Annotated in this window: 14 protein-coding genes; 8 read left to right on the top strand and 6 right to left on the bottom strand. The window is 73.0% G+C overall.

The genetic code is table 11. From position 1 onward, the window contains the following. Positions 1–16: 16 nt before the first annotated feature. From ACQUQD_RS09685 to ACQUQD_RS09670, 4 genes are read right to left on the bottom strand one after another with little or no spacing between them, the layout of a single operon-like run. On the bottom strand, positions 17–1276 hold the full coding sequence (locus tag ACQUQD_RS09685; RefSeq protein ID WP_428951629.1) for a glycoside hydrolase 5 family protein: 1260 nt from the start codon (positions 1274–1276) through the stop codon (positions 17–19). Between the two features lie 52 nt (positions 1277–1328). Further along, positions 1329–2222, bottom strand: coding sequence for a carbohydrate ABC transporter permease (locus ACQUQD_RS09680; RefSeq protein ID WP_428951628.1), 894 nt, complete (start codon positions 2220–2222; stop codon positions 1329–1331). Further along, the gene (locus tag ACQUQD_RS09675) at positions 2219–3181 is read right to left on the bottom strand and encodes a carbohydrate ABC transporter permease (protein WP_428951627.1); all 963 of its coding nucleotides are present in this window, start codon (positions 3179–3181) and stop codon (positions 2219–2221) included. Before ACQUQD_RS09675 ends, ACQUQD_RS09680 begins: the two co-directional genes overlap by 4 nt. Before the next feature lie 4 nt (positions 3182–3185). Next, complete coding sequence (locus ACQUQD_RS09670) at positions 3186–4493, bottom strand: ABC transporter substrate-binding protein (protein WP_428951626.1); 1308 nt, start codon at positions 4491–4493, stop codon at positions 3186–3188. A 265-nt stretch (positions 4494–4758) separates the two neighbouring features. Between ACQUQD_RS09670 and ACQUQD_RS09665 the strand changes: the two genes are divergently transcribed. The 4 genes from ACQUQD_RS09665 (at position 4759) to cyc2 (ending at position 13654) form a co-directional block, all read left to right on the top strand. Beyond that, the gene (locus ACQUQD_RS09665) at positions 4759–9291 is read left to right on the top strand and encodes an NEW3 domain-containing protein (RefSeq protein ID WP_428951625.1); all 4533 of its coding nucleotides are present in this window, start codon (positions 4759–4761) and stop codon (positions 9289–9291) included. Beyond that, positions 9288–10367: a LacI family DNA-binding transcriptional regulator gene (locus ACQUQD_RS09660; RefSeq protein ID WP_428951624.1), complete on the top strand. Its 1080-nt coding sequence runs from the start codon at positions 9288–9290 to the stop codon at positions 10365–10367. The genes ACQUQD_RS09665 and ACQUQD_RS09660 overlap by 4 nt, the downstream gene beginning before the upstream one ends. 86 nt (positions 10368–10453) lie before the next feature. Beyond that, entirely contained in the window at positions 10454–11290 is an 837-nt protein-coding gene (locus ACQUQD_RS09655; RefSeq protein WP_428951623.1) for a pentapeptide repeat-containing protein, read from the top strand. Between the two features lie 129 nt (positions 11291–11419). Further along, positions 11420–13654 (top strand): germacradienol/geosmin synthase Cyc2, encoded by a 2235-nt coding sequence (cyc2, locus tag ACQUQD_RS09650; protein ID WP_428951622.1) that lies wholly within the window; start codon positions 11420–11422, stop codon positions 13652–13654. A gap of 51 nt (positions 13655–13705) precedes the next feature. Here the strand turns inward: cyc2 and ACQUQD_RS09645 are convergent, their stop codons facing one another. Further along, positions 13706–14440: a CTP synthase C-terminal region-related (seleno)protein gene (locus tag ACQUQD_RS09645; protein ID WP_428951621.1), complete on the bottom strand. Its 735-nt coding sequence runs from the start codon at positions 14438–14440 to the stop codon at positions 13706–13708. Between the two features lie 96 nt (positions 14441–14536). Here ACQUQD_RS09645 and ACQUQD_RS09640 point away from each other — a divergent pair, with 96 nt between their 5' ends. Beyond that, the gene (locus ACQUQD_RS09640; RefSeq protein WP_428951620.1) at positions 14537–15397 is read left to right on the top strand and encodes a LysR family transcriptional regulator; all 861 of its coding nucleotides are present in this window, start codon (positions 14537–14539) and stop codon (positions 15395–15397) included. 138 nt (positions 15398–15535) lie between these two features. Continuing rightward, entirely contained in the window at positions 15536–16123 is a 588-nt protein-coding gene (locus tag ACQUQD_RS09635) for a PDZ domain-containing protein (protein WP_428951619.1), read from the top strand. A 57-nt stretch (positions 16124–16180) separates the two neighbouring features. Here ACQUQD_RS09635 and ACQUQD_RS09630 read toward each other — a convergent pair whose 3' ends face one another. Then, the gene (locus ACQUQD_RS09630; protein WP_428951618.1) at positions 16181–16933 is read right to left on the bottom strand and encodes a metallophosphoesterase; all 753 of its coding nucleotides are present in this window, start codon (positions 16931–16933) and stop codon (positions 16181–16183) included. Between the two features lie 231 nt (positions 16934–17164). Here ACQUQD_RS09630 and ACQUQD_RS09625 point away from each other — a divergent pair, with 231 nt between their 5' ends. Both ACQUQD_RS09625 and ACQUQD_RS09620 read left to right on the top strand, forming a co-directional pair. Then, the gene (locus ACQUQD_RS09625) at positions 17165–18292 is read left to right on the top strand and encodes a M24 family metallopeptidase (RefSeq protein ID WP_428951617.1); all 1128 of its coding nucleotides are present in this window, start codon (positions 17165–17167) and stop codon (positions 18290–18292) included. Positions 18293–18298: 6 nt separating this feature from the next. Next, entirely contained in the window at positions 18299–19198 is a 900-nt protein-coding gene (locus ACQUQD_RS09620) for a phosphotransferase family protein (protein ID WP_428951616.1), read from the top strand. Positions 19199–19291 lie beyond the last annotated feature (93 nt).

Genomic DNA, 19291 nt, shown 5'->3' with positions numbered 1-19291 from the left:
GTGCGGCGGACGAGAGTCAGTCGACCTCTTCGGGGGTGACCACCGCGGTGATGCCGCGGGCGGCCAGGTGCTCTGTGTCGTGCGCGTGCTCGGCCAGGACCACGGCGGGGCGGACGCCCTGAGCCGTCAGACGGTGCCAGGCCTCGAAGAAGACGCCGCCCGGACCGCACAGCGCACGGCGGGGTGACGCGACGGTGTCCCCGGTGTCGAGGACGAGCGCGGTGCCGCGCGGCGCGGGCTCGTGGTCGCGGCCGCGCCACTGCTCGACGACCCGCGCGATGGCCGCACCCGCGGGCTTGACCTCACGTTCGTTGGTCAACAGGCCCAGGCTGTACTCGAGTTCGGGGAAGTCGGCGAGGTCCCGGGAGACATCGTGCGAGCACCACCAGGTGACCCCCCAGACGTTCTCGCAGTCCAGCGCGTTGGCGATGGTGGCCTCGGTGAAGTGCGCCGCGTGCTCGGCCGGGATGTGCGGGGCCGGCGCGCCGACCTCCTGCAGCCAGACGGGCCGCTCGGGGTCGGTGTGCCAGGCGCGGGCCAGCTCGATCAGGTACGCGGCGTGGTGCTCGGTCGCCACGCCCGTACGGCCGTGCCGCTGGGCGGTGCCGTTGAACACCCACGAGTGCACGGCCGTCGCCCCGCCGAGCCGGGCGGCCTGCGCGGGCGTGAACGGATGCCCGTCCAGGTACCAGGCGGCGTCGTACTCGGCGTGCAGATGGAACTTCCCCGGCGCCCCCGCCTCGCACGCGGCGAGCATCCGCTCCAGCCACCTCCCCGCCTGCTCATGGGAGATGCGGTCCGGGTCGGGGTGCGGGTCGCCCGAGAACTGGTTGATCTCGTTGCCGATGGTCATGCCGAGGAAGTTCGGCCGGTCGGCGAGCGCGGCGGCCAGCGTGCGCAGGTACTCCTCCTGGCCCGCGACCACCTCGGGGTCGGAGAAGAGGTTGCGGCGGTGCCAGGTCTGCGTCCAGGCCGGCAGGAAGTCGAAGCTCGACAAGTGCCCTTGCAGACCGTCCACGTTCACGTCGAGACCGCGTTCGGCGGCGGCGTCCGCGAGCTGTACCAGCTGCTCCACGGCGCGCGGCCGGATCAGCGTCCGGTTCGGCTGGAACAGCGGCCACAGCGGGAAGACCCGCACGTGGTCGAGGCCGAGCGAGGCGATCGAGTCGAGATCGGCGCGCACGGCGTCGAGGTCGAAGTCGAGCCAGTGGTGGAACCAGCCCTGCGTGGGCGTGTAGTTGGCGCCGAAGCGCAGCGGGCGGGCCGTTTCGGGCATGCGGCAGTTCCTAGTCGTACGGGGAAGGGGTGGGGGACGGACGCGTACGGGCTCAGCCCTTGACCGCGCCCTCGCCGACCCCGCGGAAGAAGTAGCGCTGCAGACACGCGAAGAGCACGATCAGCGGGGCCACGGCGATGACGGTGCCGGCGGCCACCAGGCGCTGGTTGTTGGCGAACGTGCCGTGCAGATAGTTCAGGCCGATGGTGAGCGTGAAGTTCGCCTGGTCGCTCAGCACGATCAGCGGCCACAGGAAGTCGTCCCACGCCCCCATGAAGGAGAAGATCGCGACGACGGCGAGCGTGCCCTTCACCGCGGGCAGCGCGATCCGGGTGAACCGCTGCCAGGCGTTGGCGCCGTCGCAGTAGGCGGCCTCCTCGATCTCGTACGGGATGTTCGCGAAGGCGTTGCGCATCAGCAGCACGTTCAGGGCGCCGACGCAGCCGGGCAGCACCACGGCGGTCAGGGTGTTGTTGAGCTGGAGGTCCCGCATCGTCATGAACTGGGCGATGATGATCGACTCGACCGGCACCAGCATCGCCATGACGAAGGCGACCGCGGTCAGTTTCCGTCCGCCGAACTTCAGCCGGGCCAGGGCGTAACCGGCGAGCGCCGCGCCCACGCAGTTGGTCAGGACGTTGGCGACGGCGACCTTCAGCGAGTTCAGCGCGAAGTCCCAGACCGGGATGAGGTCGGCGACCTTCTTGAAGTTGTCGAACGTCGGGTGCGCGGGGAGCAGCTTCGGCGGATAGCTGTAGATGTCCTCGGTGGGTCCCTTCAGCGACGTGGACAGCTGCCACAGGAACGGGCCGACGAGGATCGCGAAGACCACGAGCAGCAGCAGATAGCGCAGGACCAGCCGCCAGACGGGCGGGCGGCGGCCACCGTCGGCCGTGAACCTGTCGATCGTCCGGGAGGGGGTGCGGGACGGAGTGCGGGCGCTCACGCGTCCTCCTTACGGTCGGCACGCAGCACGAGCAGCATCAGCACGAGGGTGATCACGAACACGACCACCGAGATCGCCGAGGCGTAGCCGACCCGGCCGGACAGACCGGTGCCGACCTGCTGGATCAGCATGACGAGCGTGGTGTCCTCGCCGCCGGGGCCGCCGGTCGGGCCCGCCATCAGATAGACCTCGGAGAACACCTTGAAGGCGTTCACGGAGGACAGGGCGGCGACCAGCACCATCGTGGGGCGCACGGCCGGCACGGTCACGCTGAGGAAGCGGCGCACCGCACCCGCCCCGTCCACGGCGGCGGCCTCGTGCAGCTCGCGCGGGACGTTCCCGAGCGCGGCCATGTAAACGATCATGTAGTAGCCGAGGCCCTTCCAGACCGTCACCAGCATCGCGCTGACCAGCAGCAGCCACTGGTCGCTCAGGAAGTGCACGGGTCCGACGCCGATCGCGCCGAGCACGGCGTTGACCAGGCCGCGGTCGTCGAGCATCCACACCCAGATCAGGCCGACCACGACGACGGAGGCGACGACCGGCGTGTAGAACGCGGACCGGAAGAAGGTGATGCCGGGCAGATACCGCTGCACCAGCATCGCCAGCAGCAGCGGCAGGATCACCAGGAGCGGGACGACGCCGACCATGTAGAGGACGCTGTTGCGCAGCGCCGTCCAGAACCGCTCGTCGTGGAACAGCTCCGTGTAGTTGGCGCCGCCGATCCAGTCGCCGCCGAGGAGGGTGCGCCGGTCGGTGAAGGAGTTCGTCACCGTCGAGACGAACGGGTAGATGACGAACGCGCCGTTGACCAGCAGGCCCGGCAGCAGGAACAGCCAGGGCGTGGACGGCAGATGGGTCCTGATCCGGCGGGCGCTCTTCTTGGCGGTGGCCGGGGGGCCGGGGGCGGCCGTGGCGGCCGGCCCCCCGCTCTGCGTGCTCGACAGTGCGGCGGTCATGAGGTCAGCCGGCCTGCTGCAGCAGCTTGTCGCACGCGGCGACGGCGTCGTCCATGGCCTGCTGGGCGGACTTCTTGCCCTGCAGGGCCTTGGCGACCTCGTTCTTCAGGACCGTCTTCATCTGCTCGGTGAAGACCGCCGGGGTGTAGTTCACCGCGGTCTTCAGGGCCTTGGCGGCGGTGACCCGGATGCGCCCCTCGTCGGTGCCGTCGTCCTTGGTGTAGTACGGCTTGTCGAGGCTGCCCTTGGTCGACGGGAAGATCGCGACCTTGCGGCCGAACTCCTCCTGGTTCTTCGCGTCGGTCACCCAGTGCGCGAACGCGACGGCGGCCGGCTTCACCTTCGACTGCGAGTTCACCATCAGGCCCTGGACGTACATGTTGTCCTTGCCGGTGTTGTTCACCGCGGGCGTGACGCCGATGTTCTTGTAGAGACTCGGAGCGTCCTTCTTGTACGTCGCCAGGTCGTTCGCGCCACCCGGGTTCATGGCGATCGACTGCTGCTGGAACTTGCGGCCCGCCGACTCCGCGACCGCGGTCAGCGCCTGCGAGTCCAGCGCCTTCGCGTCGTACAACTCCTTGTACTTCTTGACCAGTTCGACGCCCTTGGCCTCGTTGAAGGTGAACTTCGACATGTCGTCGTTCATCAGCTTCACGCCGTAGCGGCCGAAGTCCTCGACGGCCGGGGCGTTCGCCAGCATCGCGATCCTGCCCTTGCTGTTCTTCGCCATCTGCAGCGAGTCCTTGAACAGCTGGTCGTACGTCGTCGGGGGCTTCTCGGCGTCGAGACCCGCGTCCTTGAACAGCTTCTTGTTGTAGAACATCGGGCCGGTGTTCAGGTACCAGGGGAAGGCGTACGTGCCGTCCTTGCCCGGCATCTGGTGGCTCGTCCAGGCGCCCGGCAGGTACTCGCCCTTGTACTGGGCCGCGGCCTCGTCGAGGTTGAGCGCGAGCCCGGCCTTGGCCAGCGGGGTCGCGAGGTCGGGGGAGACGTTGACGACGTCGGGCAGGGTGTTGCCGGTGGCCTGCGAGCTGAGCTTGTCCGCGTAGCCCTCCGCGGGCTGGTCGACCCACTTGACCTCGACATCCGGGTACTTCTTCTCGAAGCCCGCGATGACGCCGTTGAAGTAGTCCTTGAAGTTGGTCTTCAGGTTCCAGGTCTGGAACGTGACGGTGCCCTCGACCTTGCCGGACGCGTCACCCCCGCCCGAGCCCGAGTCCCCCGAGCCGCCGCAGGCCGTCATCACGAGGGCTGAGGTGACCGCGATCGCGGTGGCTGTGACTCCACGACGAGACGGGCGAGATATCCGCATGGCCGGGGCTCCTTTGCTCGGACCGAATACAGAGAAGTAAAAGGCAGTGGCGCGGCAGAGAACCCCGCGTTGCGGCGCTGAGGCTACTAATGCGTTTTAGCTGATGTCAATGGTTCGAGGTGAACTTGGGTGTCTGTGCAGGTCAGAGTCGAACTTGAGGGTCCTGGAGGGGGGTTTGACAGGTGTGCCGACCGGCCGTAAAGCTGGGTGCACTATTGCGCTTTAGTTCCAGGGCGCAGTCCGGTCGCACAGAATGGATATGCCCGTGGACGTGCAGGATTCCGGCATCCAGGTCGCCGGCGTCACGACGCCCGCCCTCTTCACGGGCCCCGAGCGGGAGCCGCTGCAGGTGGTGCGCGTACGAGTGCGGCGCACACGGCCGGTCGGCCCGTTCACTGTGTCCGTGTCCGGGCCCCAGGTCGTCACCCCGCGCCCCAGGCTCGTGCGGGCCGACACCGTCGAGGCGTACGCGGGCGTCGACGCGAAGGCCGAACTTGCCGCGGCCGCAGGGGAGTCGGCGATCGAGACGGTCGTCGAGGTCGCGGTGCGGGTCGACGGCGTGGCGCCCGGAACACCGCTGCCCGCCCGGGCCCTGGTCGCCGCGCCGGACGGCCGCGAGCTGTGCGCGTACGACTTCGCGCTCCCCGTCGCCGAACCGGGCTGGACCGTCCGGCTCGTCCCGCATTTCCACTACGACCCCATGTGGTGGAACACCCAGGCCGCCTACACCGCCCTGTGGGACACCCCGCTCCGCCCCGGAGAGGCGGAGAAGGGCTGGGAGTACACAGGCGTCCCGGCCTTCACGCTCGTCCCGCTGCATCTGCAGCAGGCCCGAGACGACCCGGCGTACCGCTTCGTCCTGTCCGAGATCGACTACCTCAAGCCCTTCTGGGACACCCACCCCGAACACCGGGACGAAATAAGGCAGTTGATTGCCGAGGGGCGCCTGGAGATCGTCGGCGGCACCTACAACGAGCCGTCCACCAACCTGACCTCGGTCGAGACGACCGCCCGCAGCGCGGTGCACGGGCTCGGCTTCCACCGCGGTGTCCTCGGCGCCGCGCCGCGCACCGCCTGGCAGCTGGACGTCTTCGGGCACGACCCGTCGTTCCCCGCGCTGATGCGGGACGCGGGGCTCGACTCGGCGGTGCTCGCGCGCGGCCCGCACCATCAGTGGGGCCCCATGATGGACACCTGGGGCGAGGCGCTGCGCCCGCCGACCGCGATGCAACTCCCGGCCGAGTACGACTGGTTGGGACCGGACGGCACCGGCCTCCTGCTGCACTATCTGCCCGCGCACTACTCGGCCGGCTGGTTCTCGCACAAGGCGCCCTCGGCCGACGCCGCCGCCGAACAACTCCTCGCGCTGTACGAGCTGTTGCGCACCGGCGCCGCGACCCGCAACGTACTCATCCCGATGGGTACCGACTTCTCCTGGCCGCACCCCTGGGGGCTCGACGTCCAGCACGCCTGGAACCGCCGCTACACCTGGCCGCGCCTCGAACACGCCGGGCCGCGCGAGCACTTCGCCGCCGTACGGGCCGAGCTGGCGGCGCGCGGCGAGCGCCCGCTGCCCGTCACCCGGGAGATGGGCCCGGTCTACACCGGCAAGGACGTCACGTACGCGGACGTGAAGCAGGCGCACCGGGCGGCCGAGAACCTCGTCCAGGAAGCCGAGACGTTCGCGGCGCTCGCCCACGGCCTGGGGCTGACGCGCTACCCGGGCGACGCCCTGGACAAGGCGTGGCGGCACCTGCTGCACGCGGCGCACCACGACGCGGTGACCGGGACCTTCTCGGACCAGGTGTACCTCGACCTGCTGCCCACCTGGCGGGAAGCGGCCGAACTCGCCGAGGACGTAAGGGAGTCGGCGCTCACCGCGCTGACCTCGGTCGCCGACACGACGGGGCCCGAGGGGTCGGTGGCGGTCACCGTCTTCAATCCGGTCTCCTGGACGCGCACGGACGTCGTGCGCACACGGGTGGCCCTGACGGACCTGACAGCTCTGACGGCTCTGACCGATCCGGCGGGTCCGGCGGACCCGGCACGTCCGGGCGCGGGTTTCGACGTCGCGCGGATCGCTGTGCGGGACGCCGCGGGAGGGCTCGCGCCCGTACTGGTCGAGCACGTGGGCGCGGACGAGGTGGCGCTCGCCTTCCTCGCCGCCGACCTGCCGCCGCTGGGGCACCGCACCTGGTGGCTGGTGGTCGCCGACGCACCGCTGTCCGGCGGCTGGGAGCCCGTGCCCGAAGGGGAGTTCGCGCCCGAAGAGGAGTCCGTTCCCGAGGGGGAGCCGGTGTCCGCGGGGAAGCGGGTGATCGCCAACGCAGCGTTCCGCATCGAGGCCGATCCGGCGCGCGGCGGCGGCCTGAGCCGCGTCACCGACCTGCGCGGCGGGCAGGAGCTGTACGCGCCCGGCGAGGTCGACGAACTGGTCGTGCAGGACGAGTACGCCGCCCACCCCTTCTTCGAGGAAGGGCCCTGGCACCTGCTGCCCAAGGGGCCCGGTGTCGGATCAGGAGCCGCGCCCGCCGACAGCTGCACCGTCGAGCGGAGCCCCCTCGGGGCGCGCATCGTCGCCGCCGGCCGCACCGGGCCCGCCCGCTGGACCCGCACGACCACCCTCTGGCACGGTCTCGACCGGGTCGAACTGACCACCCGCGTCGACGAGTTCACCGGCAGCGACCAGTTGCTGCGGCTCCGCGTCCCGGCGGACGTGCCCGGCGCGCTGCCCGTGGCGGAGACCGCGGCCGCCGCCGTGGGCCGCGGCTTCGCCTTCCCCGACACGGACACCGGCACCGACCACACCCGTGCCCCGTGGACGCTCGACAGCCCGTGCCTGAACTGGTTCGCCCTGTCCTCGACCCTGCGGGCCACCCTGCTCGGGCCGGACGGGGTGCCGGTGGGGGAGCGGGCCCTGGGGGCAGGGGAGATCGTGCTGCCGGACGGTGGGGTGCCGGGGTACGGGGCCCGGATCGAGGGGCCCTGTCCCGATGCCGATGCCGATGCCGATGCCGATGCCGATGATGGTGCCGGTGCCGGACTCGGTGCCGATCCCCTCCGCGACCTGGTCACCGCCCTCGTCCGGTACGGCGTCACCACGACGCCCACCCGGGCCCGGGGGCCCCGCTGGGGTGATCTCGCCGTCGACAGCAGCCTGCCGGACTTCCGGATCGCCGTCGGCGGGCCCGAGGCCAACTCCTTCACGGCGGCGGTGCTCGCCGACGCCGGGCCCGCGTACGCCGAGGCCGTGCGCGCCGCGCGCGGGCCCCTGGTGTGGGTGCCCGCGCGGACCGGGCTGCGCGAGGCGTGGGTTCCCGGGTGCGACCTGACCGGCGTACGCGATCTGCCGGTGGCCGTCCTCACCGGTGACGATCTGCCCGCCGCCCTGGCCGCGCTCGCTCGGGCCGTCGCGCAGAAGGGACGTGTCGAGGCGCTGAGCCCCGTGCCCGCCGCGCCGGAACCCTTCGAGGACCGCACCGTCGCCCTGCTGGTGCGCGGCACCCCGGGGTTCGCCGTCGACACCCGGGGGCGGCTGCACAGCTCGCTGCTGCGGTCGTGCACCGGGCGGCCGTCCGGCGCGTGGATGGACCCGCCGCGGCGTACCGCCCCCGACGGCAGTGCCTTCCAGCTCCAGCACTGGACCCATGTCTTCGAGCATGCGCTGGTCGCCTCGTCCGGCGACTGGCGCCGGGCCGATCTCGTGCGCAGGGGACGGGAGTTCAACCAGCCCCTGACCGCCGTGACCGGCACCCCGCACCCCGGCACCGCCCCGGCCGCGCGCTCCCTGCTGACGGTCGAACCCGCGGACCGCGTCCTCGTCGAGACCGTCAAGCGCGCCGACGGGCAGGCCCTGGCCGTGCGGCTGCGCGAGACCCACGGGCGCCCCGTCGGGACCGCCCTGACCACGGCCGTCCCGGTGCACGGCATCGCCGCCGCCGACCTCCTCGACACCGCGCGCGACGACGCCGACCCGCTGACGCTGCCGGGACACGCGTACACCACCGTGCGGCTCGACACCGGCCCGCTGCCGGCGACCGAGCCCCGGCAGGAGCACGTGCGGCCGCGGTTCAGCCGCTACTGGCTGCACAACACCGGCACCGCCCCGCTCGGCGACGCCCCGTACTCCCTGACGGTGTCCCCGTCGGCGCTCACCGCCTCCGGCCACGGACCGCTGCGCACCGACGTCGTGCTGACCTCCAACTCGGCCACCGGAAAGGACTGTTCGGAGCACGCGGTGACGGTGCGGCCGCCCGACGGCTGGACGTCCTCCTGGACCGCAGGCGAGGTACGGCTCACCGCGGGCGGCCGGGCCCGGCTGCCGCTCGTCATCGACGTGCCGGAGGGCGCGCCCCCGGGCGACCACCTGGTGTCCGTCGAAGCGGCGGGCGTCGAGGACTGCCTCACCGTCACCGTGCCCGGCGCCGACGGGCCGCCGCCCGGCCTCGACGTCCACGTGCCGTGTACGGCGGTACGGGTGGAGCCCGGCGCCGCCGCCGAGATCCGGGCCGTCGTGGGCAACACGCTGCACGGTCCCGTGCACGGCGAGGCCATCGCCGTCTCCCCGTACGGTAGTTGGCGGATGATCGCCGAGCGCGCCGTCCCGCTGCGGGTGCCGGCCCGGGGCGAGACGGAGGCCGTGTTCCGTGTCCGGCCCCCGATGGACACTCCGCCTGGGGTCTACTGGGTCCTGATCAAGGCCGTCTGCCGAGGTCGCTCCGCCTACGGACCCGCAGTCGCCGTCACCGTCGACGGAGCCGACGCACCGCACACCGCACCCGAGGGGGCATCCCGATGACACCGCCACCGCCACCGCAGGGCGACGGCGCCAGGACGACTCCCGCGCGCCGTCCCACCATCAAGGACATCGCCCGCCGCGCCGGGGTCTCGGAGAGCGCCGTCTCCTTCGCCCTGAACGGCCGGCCGGGCGTCTCGCAGGGCACCCGCGACCGCATCCACCGGGTCGCCGAGGAACTGGGCTGGCAGCCCAACAGCGCCGCCCGCGCCCTGTCCGGGGAACGCTCGGGCAGCATCGGCCTGGTGCTCGCCCGGCCCGCGCACACCCTCGGCGTCGAGTCGTTCTTCCTGCAGCTCGTCTCCGGCGTCCAGGAAGTGCTCGCCGCCCGCAAGGTCGCCCTGCTGTTCCAGGTCGTCGAGGACATCGACGCCGAGTGCGCGGTGTACCGACGCTGGTGGGCCGAGAACCGGGTCGACGGGCTGCTCGTGGTCGACCCGCGCACCGACGACCCGCGCCCCGAGCTCCTCGGCGAGCTCGGCCTGCCCACCGTCGTCATCGGCGCGCCCGCCCTCGGCGCCGACGCCCCGCACGTCTCGACGGTGTGGGCCGACGACTCGGCCGCGATGGCGTCGGTCCTCGCGCATCTGCACGGCCTCGGCCACCGGCGCATCGTGCACGTCGCGGGCCTGCCCGGACTCGCCCACACCGAGCGGCGCATCCGCTCGCTGCGCACCGAGGCCGGGCGGCTCGGGCTCACCGGCACGGACGTCCGCTCGGTGACGACCGACTACTCCGACGCGGAGGGCGCCGAGGCGACCCGGCGCATCCTGGACGAGGCCGAGCCGCCGACGGCGATCGTCTTCGACAACGACGTGATGGCCGTCGCGGGCGCCTCCGTCGCCGCCGAGCGCGGCATCCGGGTGCCGCAGCAGCTGTCGCTGGTCGCCTGGGACGACTCGGCCCTGTGCCGGCTCACGCACCCGCCGCTCACCGCTCTGGTCCGCGACACCTCCGGGTTCGGCCGGCTCGCCGCGCAGGAGCTGCTCGACCGCCTCGACGGCGGCCCGGTCCGCAGCCTCCAGGCCGAACTGCCCCATCTGGAACCGCGCGAGAGCACGGGGCCGCCGGCTCGCTGAGGGCGGGGCGGTGCGGGGCGCCACGATGGCGTGGTCCCGCGCGGGCCACAAGGGGGCACGTGCGGCCGGTCGGGGACAATGGGGGCGTGACCTCCCCCGACGTCCCCCGCACCGTCCCCGACCGCCCCGATCTGCGCGCCGACTGCGGCAGCTGCTTCGGCCTGTGCTGCGTCGCGCTGCCGTTCGCCAAGTCCCAGGACTTCGCGCGGAACAAGAGCGCGGGCACACCCTGCCACCACCTCCAGGACGACTTCCGCTGCGGCATCCACACCCGGCTGCGCGACGAGGGCTACCCGGGATGCACCGTCTTCGACTGCTTCGGCGCGGGCCAGAAGATCTCCCAGATCACCTTCGAGGGCGTCAGCTGGCGCGAGCGCCCCGAGAGCGCGCGGGCGATGTACGAGGTGTTCCCGGTGATGCGTCAACTCCACGAACTGCTCTGGTACTTGAGCGAGGTCCTGGAGCTGCGCCGGGCCGAGCCCGTGCACCGCGACGCCCGCCGCGCCCGCGACGACATCGAGCGGCTCACGCGCGCGGGCGCCGACGAACTCCTCGCGGCCGACGTGCCCGCGATCCGCGGCGACGTGAACACCCTGCTGCTGAGGGCGAGCGACCTGGTGCGCGCCGAGGTGCCCGGGCGCAAGAAGAACCACCGCGGCGCCGATCTCGTCGGCGCCCGCCTGCGCACGGCCGATCTGCGCGGCGCCACCCTGCGCGGCGCGCTCCTCGTCGCCGCCGACCTGACCGGTGCCGATCTGCGCTCGGCCGACCTGATCGGCGCGGACCTGCGCGACGCGCGCCTCGGCGGCGCCGACCTCACGGGCTGCATCTTCCTCACCCAGGCCCAGCTGAACGCGGCCCGCGGCGACGGCGCCACCAGGCTGCCCCCGGGGCTGACGCGGCCCGCGCACTGGGCCGCGTAACAGACCGCACCGAGCGGCCGCTTCCCCGAAACGGGGCCGCCCACGCCGCCCGCCGACCGGTTCACGCGATGGGGCGATCATGGTCGGGGCCGTGGATGCCCGTCGAGGCGCACGGGTAGGGCCGCGCTCATGACACAGCAGTCCTCACAGCCGTTCCAGCTGCCGCGCTTCTACATGCCGTACCAGGCGCGGCTCAACCCGCATCTCGACGAGGCCCGCGCGCACTCCACCGGGTGGGCCCGCGAGATGGGCATGCTGGAGGGGAGCGGCGTCTGGGAGCAGAGCGACCTCGACGCGCACGACTACGGTCTGCTGTGCGCGTACACGCACCCCGACTGCGACGGCCCCGCGCTCTCGCTGATCACCGACTGGTACGTGTGGGTCTTCTTCTTCGACGACCACTTCCTCGACATGTACAAGCGCACGAACGACCGGGAGGGCGGCAAGGCGCACCTCGACCGGCTGCCCCTGTTCATGCCGATGGACCTCGCCACGCCGGTACCCGACCCGGAGAACCCCGTCGAGGCGGGCCTCATCGACCTGTGGCGGCGCACCGTGCCCGCGATGTCGGCGGACTGGCGACGGCGCTTCGCCGAGTCGACCGAGCACCTGCTCAACGAGTCGATGTGGGAACTCTCCAACATCAACGAGGGGCGGATCTCCAACCCCGTCGAGTACATCGAGATGCGCCGCAAGGTGGGCGGCGCCCCCTGGTCGGCCGGACTCGTCGAGTACGCGACCGCCGAGGTCCCGGCCGCCGTCGCCCGCTCGCGTCCGCTGCGCGTCCTGATGGAGACCTTCTCCGACGCGGTGCACCTGCGCAACGACCTGTTCTCCTACGAGCGAGAGGTCCGCGACGAAGGGGAACTCTCCAACGGCGTCCTGGTGTTGGAGACCTTCTTCGGCTGCACGACACAGGAGGCGGCGGAGGCCGTCAACGACGTGCTGACCTCGCGGCTGCACCAGTTCGAGCACACCGCGCTCACCGAAGTCCCCGCACTCGCCCTGGAGAAGGGGCTCACCCCGGACGAGGTCGCCGCCGTCGCCGCGTACACGCAGGGGCTGCAGGACTGGCAGTCCGGCGGCCACGAGTGGCATCTGCGCTCCAGCCGGTACATGAACAAGGGTGCCGTCGACCGGCCGTCGCCGCTGGGCGGGCCGACCGGGCTCGGCAGCGGCTCCGCCGATGTGCGGGCGCTGCTCCAGGACCTGGGGGCGCAGCGCCTGCGGGCCCACACCCACGTGCCGTTCCAGAAGGTGGGACCGTCCCGGATCCCGGACCTCTACATGCCGTTCCAGCTGCGGCTCAACTCCGGACTCGACACCGCCCGCGAGCGTCTCGTCCAGTGGTCCCACCGCGTGGGCATCCTGGAGGAGGGCGTCTGGGACGAGGACAAGCTCGCCGCGGCCGACCTCGCGCTCTGCTCGGCGGGCATCGACCCCGACGGCTCGCCCGAGGCCCTCGACCTCAGCGCGCGGTGGCTGGCCTGGGGAACGTACGGCGACGACTACTACCCGCTGGTCTTCGGCCACCGCCGCGACCTCGCCGCGGCCCGGCTGTGCACCCGGCGCCTGTCGGCGTGCATGCCGCTCGACGGCGCCGACATCCCGGCCCCCGCCAACGCGATGGAGCGCGGCCTCGCCGACCTGTGGCGCGACACCACCCGCGACATGACGGCCGAGCAGCGCGGCACCCTGAAGGACGCCGTCGAGGTCATGACGGAGAGCTGGCTGTGGGAGCTGGCGAACCAGATCCAGAACCGCGTCCCCGACCCCGTCGACTACCTGGAGATGCGCCGCGCCACCTTCGGCGCCGACCTCACGATGAGCCTGTGCCGCATGGGACACGGGCCCGCCGTGCCGCCGGCGGTCTACCGCACCGGACCCGTCCGGGCCCTGGAGAACTCGGCCGTCGACTACGCGATGCTGCTCAACGACGTGTTCTCGTACCAGAAGGAGATCGAGTACGAGGGCGAGATCCACAACGCGATCCTCGTCGTACAGAACTTCTTCGGCACCGACTACCCGACCGCGCTCGGCATCGTGCACGACCTGCTGACCCAGCGCATCCAGCAGTTCGAGCACATCGCCGCACACGAACTGCCCGTCCTGTACGAGGACTTCAAGCTGTCCCGCGAGGCGCGCACGGTCATGGACGGGTACGTCGAGGAGCTGCGCAACTGGATGGCGGGCATCCTCAACTGGCACCGGAGCGTGGACCGTTACCGCGCCGACCACCTGGCGAGCCGCACCCACGGCTTCCTGCCGGACCGGGCCCCCACGGGCTCCGCTTCCGGTTTCAGGACCTTCGCGTCCGGAACAGGACTTTCAGGCACCGCCGCCGCGGCACCTGCCGTCTTGTGACGTGACCACGGGGCCGGGAACGGCGGCGGCCACGCCGCCTGGAGCCGGACGTCAGACCCGTGCGGTGGCCGCCGCGTGCGCGGCCGCCGCGCGGGCCAGGGCCTGCACGATCGGGTGCGGGCGGCTGCCGTCGCCGGACAGCTCCGGCTGGAAGAGCGTCGCGAGGAAGAACGGGTGCCGGTCCGTGGGCAGTTCGGCGATCCGGACCTGCCCCTCCTCGTCGGTGCCCGTGAAGCGCAGGCCGTGCGCGCGCAGCGTGTCCAGGTGTGCGGCGGGGCCGTACCCGCAGTGGTAGCGCTCGACCGTGCGGTCCGCGCCGAGCACCGACTCGGCGAGCGAACCGCCGGTCAGCGTCACGGTGCCCTCGTGGCCGACGAGCGAGCAGGCCAGCGGGGCGATCAGCGGGTCGTCGGCGTCGGGATCGTTCTCGGCGTGGGCCGCGCCGGCCAGACCGCACACGTTCCGCGCGTACTCCAGCAGCGTGTGCTGGAAGCCGCCGCACGTGCCGAGGAACGGGACGCCGTCCTCGCGGGCCGTGCGGATCGCCGCGAGCGTCCCCGCCTCGCTGCGGTACGGGCTGCCCGGCAGCACCCACACCGCGTCGAAGCCACGCACCGCGCCCGGCGGTTCGGCGTCCTCGGTCGGGATCCAGTACGCGTCGAGGACGAGGCGCTCCCGGGCGGCGAGGGCGTCGAGGAGCAGCGGGACCCGGGTGTGCGAGACGACGTTCGGGGAGCGGTCGCCGACCAGGGCGATCCGGGCGGGAGCATGCGGTGCGGAGGTCATGCCGACCATCGTCGGCCGCGCCTCCCGTTCACGTCCAACGATGAAAACTGCACTCTCCATAAGTGTTCCTGATGCCCGTCCGGGATCCTGGACGCCATGGACCCGCACCTCCTGCGCACGTACGTCACCGTCGCCCGCCTCGCCTCCTTCTCCGCGGCGGCGCAGGAGCTCGGCTACACCCAGTCCGCCGTCTCCCAGCACATCGCCGCCCTGGAACAGGACCTCGGCGCCCCGCTGCTGACCCGGCGGCCCGTCGCCCCGACGGCGGCGGGGGAGCGGCTCCTGGAACACGCGGCGCTGCTGCTGCTGCGCCTGGAGGCGGCCCGCGCGGAGGTGAAGCGCACCGCGGCGGCCCCCGGGCACGGCCTCACCGTCGCCGTCACGCCGACCGCGCTGCGCGAGCGCACCGCCGCGCTGCTGCCGCACGCCGGGGTGACCGTGCGGGTGCTGCCCCGCGACGAGATCCCCGCGACGGTCGCGACCGGCCACGCCGAACTGGGCGTCGTGGACGGCGTCGCCGCGCCCAGCGACCCGCTGCGGCTGCCCGACGTCGCCCCGCTCACCACCCGCGGCGTCGCCGAGGAACCCGTCCACGTCGTCCTCCCGGTACGCCATCCGCTGGCCGGCCGCACCGGGCTGCGCCTCGCCGACCTCGTCGACGCCCGCTGGCTCGACGCCCCCGGCGCGGGCCTCCCCCTCGACGGGCTGCGCACGGTCCTGGGCGGCGGCGGCCTGCGCCCGGCGCTGCGCTACGAGGGCGCGGACGTCCGCACGCTGCTGACCCTCGCCGCGGCCGGGCACGGCCTGACGCTGCTGCCCGCCTCGCTCGCCGCCGGAGTGCCGGGCCTCAGCGCCGTACCGCTCACCGCGCCCCGCGTCGTGCACCGCACCGAACTCCTCCATACGGGCACGCTGCGCGGCCCGGCCGCCGACCTCGCCGCCGCACTGACCGGCTGACCCGCGGGCCGACCTGCGTAAACGCCGGGAAATTCGAGCGCGGTGAGGCACTCTCACTCGTTCGTGGATCGTCGCGGGAGGGCCCGGAGGGTAGGGCTGAGGCCGGAGCGAGCACCCCAGGACCGGAGGCGGCGACCCATGGAACAGACCGCGTTGCGCCCCAAGTCCATGCCGGGCTCGCCGGGGCGCGACCCCGCGGGGCCCGGCCCGGAATCCCGGCCCGCCCGCCGTCCGCATGCCGCGCGGCCCCGGGGCAGGCGCCTGGTCGGGATGCTGGCCGGTGTCCTGTGCGCGCTGGTCCTGGTGCTGGCGGGCGTGGGCCTGGGCACCGTCGGCGCCACGGTCATCGGCATGAGCCGACTCGCCGAGATGCAGCGGCAGGCCGCCGCCGCGGGCCCGGCGAAACCGTCCGCGCCGCCCGCGCGGAGCGCGGCCCCGATCCCGGCCCCGGCCGCCGTCCGGGGCAGCCTCGGCGTCGAGGTGGTCGACGCGCCCAAGGGGCCTGGCGCGCTCGTCGTCGCGGTGCACGTCCCCGGGCCCGGCTACACGGCCGGACTGGTGCGCGGTGACGTCCTGCTGAGCCTCGGCGCGGCGCACATCGGCTCGGCGAGCGACCTCGCGGCCGTCGTGGCCGACACCCGCCCCGGGCACCAGCTCGTCATGACGGTGCGTCACGACAGCGGCGCACAGCAGAAGTTGGCGGTCACTCCCGGGGTGGTGACGTGATGCGGGTCTGGTCCGGCCGGCCTCGGTCCAGGAGGGGGCGGTCCACGGGATGTGCGTTCAGACGGTGCGGAAATGCGTCGTCAACCGCCGCTCGTCGTCCAGGACATGGAACGCGAGGCCCACCGGCGCCTCCCGGTCCGCGACCTGTTCGCCCTCCCAGGGCAGCCGCAGCGTCCAGGTCACGCCGGGCCCCACGACCAGCGGCCGGCCGGCGAACGTGGTCGCGGCCGGGCTGTGGGCGTGCCCCGTGATCACCGCGACGATCTCCGGCCGCCGCTCCAGCAGATGGGCCAGGGCGTCCGGCCGGGCCAGCTGATACCGGTCGGGCAGCGGGTGGTGCAGGGCCACGGGCGGGTGATGGAAGGCGATCAGGACGGGCGTCTCGCCGTCCAGCGCGTCGAGCTCCTCCTCGATCCAGGCGTACGTCTCCTCGTCCAGCGCCCCCTCGTCCGCCCCGGGGATGCTGGAGTCGCACATGAGCACGGCCGCACCGCCCACCCGGTGCGCACGGTTGACCGGACCGCCGGCGGCGGGCTCGCGCAGCAGGGCCTTGCGGTACGGGACGCGGCTGTCGTGATTGCCCGGGCAGGTCAGGACGGGCACCGGCGCCGCCGGACCGTGCAGCCCGAGCAGCTCGGCCGCCTCCTCGTACTCCGTCTCGGCGCCGTGGTCCGCGATGTCACCGGTCACCAGGAGGGCGTCCACCGGCCCCGGCAGCGCTCGCAGATGGTCCAGCACGCGGCGCGCCCGCTCCGTGGCGCGCGGGGTCCCGTCGAGATGCAGATCGCTGATCTGGGCCAGCACAAGCATGGGCGTACGTCCTTCGCGGAGTCGGCCTGACGGAGGCAGACGGAATTAACGGATAGCTCGGATCTAACCATTAGATCTAATGCTTCAGCAATGCCTTTCCGTTAAGCAGTACGGCTCGCTGCGCAGCAGGGGAGCGATGGCCAGGAAGCGGACTCGCGCGCTCCCGCGAGGCCGGGCAGGATGCTGCCGTAGACCCTTGTCCCCGTTGTCGCCCCGTTACGGAGGCCCGCCATGACGACCGGCACACCCGCGCCCTTCACCGCCGCCGACTACAAGGCCCGGATGGACCGTGCGGCGCAGTCCGCGGCGGCCGCCGGACTGGCGGGAGTGCTGGTCGCGCCGGGGCCCGACCTGGTCTGGCTCACCGGCTACCACGTGCCGGCCGACACCGAGCGGCTCACCCTCCTCGTGCTCGCCGCGGGCCAGGAGCCGACGCTGGTCGTGCCCACCCTGGAAGCGCCCGACGCCGCCAGGGCCGCGGGCGCCGACGCGATGACCCTGCGCGACTGGACCGACGGTAAGGACCCGTACGCGATCACGGCCCCGCTGCTGGACGTCTCCGGCCGCTTCGGGGTCAGCGACAACGCCTGGGCCATGCACCTGCTCGGCCTGCAGCGCACCCTGCCCGGCACCTCGTACGTCTCCCTGACCGAGGCCCTGCCGATGCTGCGCGGGGTCAAGGACGCCGCCGAGCTGGAGCGTCTCGCGGCCGCCGGTGCCGCCGCCGACGCCACGTACGAGGAGATCAAGAAGGTCGCCTTCGCCGGGCGCGAGGAGAACGACATCGCCCGCGAACTCGCCGATCTGCTCAAGCGGTTCGGTCACTCGCAGGTCGACTTCACGGTCGTCGGCTCCGGTCCCAACGGCGCCAACCCGCACCACGAGGCGGGCGACCGCGTCATCCAGGACGGCGACATGGTCGTCCTCGACTTCGGCGGCCTCAAGCACGGCTACGGCTCCGACACCACCCGCACCGTGCACGTCGGCGAACCCACCGACGAGGAGCGCCGCGTCCACGACATCGTGCGCGAGGCGCAGACCGCGGCCTGCGACGCCGTGCGGCCCGGCATCGCCTGCCAGGACGTCGACCGGGTCGCCCGCAAGGTCATCACCGACGCCGGGTACGGCGAGTACTTCATCCACCGCACCGGCCACGGCATCGGCGTCACCACGCACGAACCGCCGTACATGATCGAGGGCGAGGAGCAGCCCCTCGTCCCCGGGATGTGCTTCTCGGTCGAGCCCGGCATCTATCTCCCCGGCCGCTTCGGCGTCCGGATCGAGGACATCGTCACCGTCACCGAGGACGGCGGCCGGCGCCTCAACTCCACCGCGCGGGACCTGGCGATCGTGGGCTGACCGACCATGCCGCCGACGGAGCAGCCGACCGCCGAGACAGTGCGCCGCCTCCTGGAGACCCTGCTCCCGGGCGGCGGCGCCGAGACGCACCCGGTCACCGAGGGAGGCGGTCGCGCCTGGTGGGTGGGCGCCCGGCACGTGCTGCGGCTCGCCCCCGACGCCCCGATGTCCCGGGGCATGCGCCGCGAGCTGCGACTGCGGGACCTCCTGCGCCCCTACGTCACGGTGGCCGTGCCCGTGTCCGTCGCGACGGGGGAGTGGGCGCCCGGCCTCGCCTACACCCTGGACACCCGGCTGTCCGGCGACTCCGCCGAGGTCCGGGACGTCACCGCCGCCGGTGAGGAGGACCTCGCGGGACTGCTCACCGGCCTGCGCTCGGTGCCGGCCGCCCGCGCCGTGCCGCTCGGGGTGCCGAAGGCGGCGCCGCGCTCCCTGGAGAACCTGCGGCGTCAGGCCGGCGCCGCGGCCCGGAAACTCGGCGAGGACGGCGAGTTCGAGGCGGGGCGGCTCGCCCAGCTGACCCCGCAGGCCGTCGCCCAGCTCGGCCCCCAGGCGGACGCCGGGCTCGTCCACCACGCCCTCAAGGGCGAGCACCTGACCGTCTCGCCCGACGGCCGCGTCCGCGGCGTCCTCGACTGGGCCGACGCGGTCGTCGGCGACCCGGCCGAGGACATCGCGGGCCTCGCGATCGCGGTGGGCGCGCGGGCGGCCGTGCGGTCCGCGACGCTCGCCGGGTACGGGCCCCGGGTCTGTCTGCGGGGACTGTGGCTGGCCCGCTGCGATGCGCTGGTGCGGCTGGCCGAGCGGCTCCACGGAGCGGACGGCAGCGGCCCCGAGGGCCTGCTGCGGGTGCGGTTGGAGCGGGCCTGGGAGCCGATCCTGCTGGAGCTGGTGTCGGAAGGGTGACGTGGCGGGTGCGGGTCCGGTGGGGCTTCGCGCGAGGTTCCCCGCGCCCCTGAGGCATGCCGCCACGAGGAAAACCCGCAGCCGCCCACGCCC

Origin of the sequence: Streptomyces sp. cg35, assembly GCF_050410835.1 — a bacterium.
GTDB lineage: Bacteria > Actinomycetota > Actinomycetes > Streptomycetales > Streptomycetaceae > Streptomyces.
Note: the sequence above shows the minus strand (reverse complement) of the source record. Positions and strands in the feature narration are given on the sequence as shown.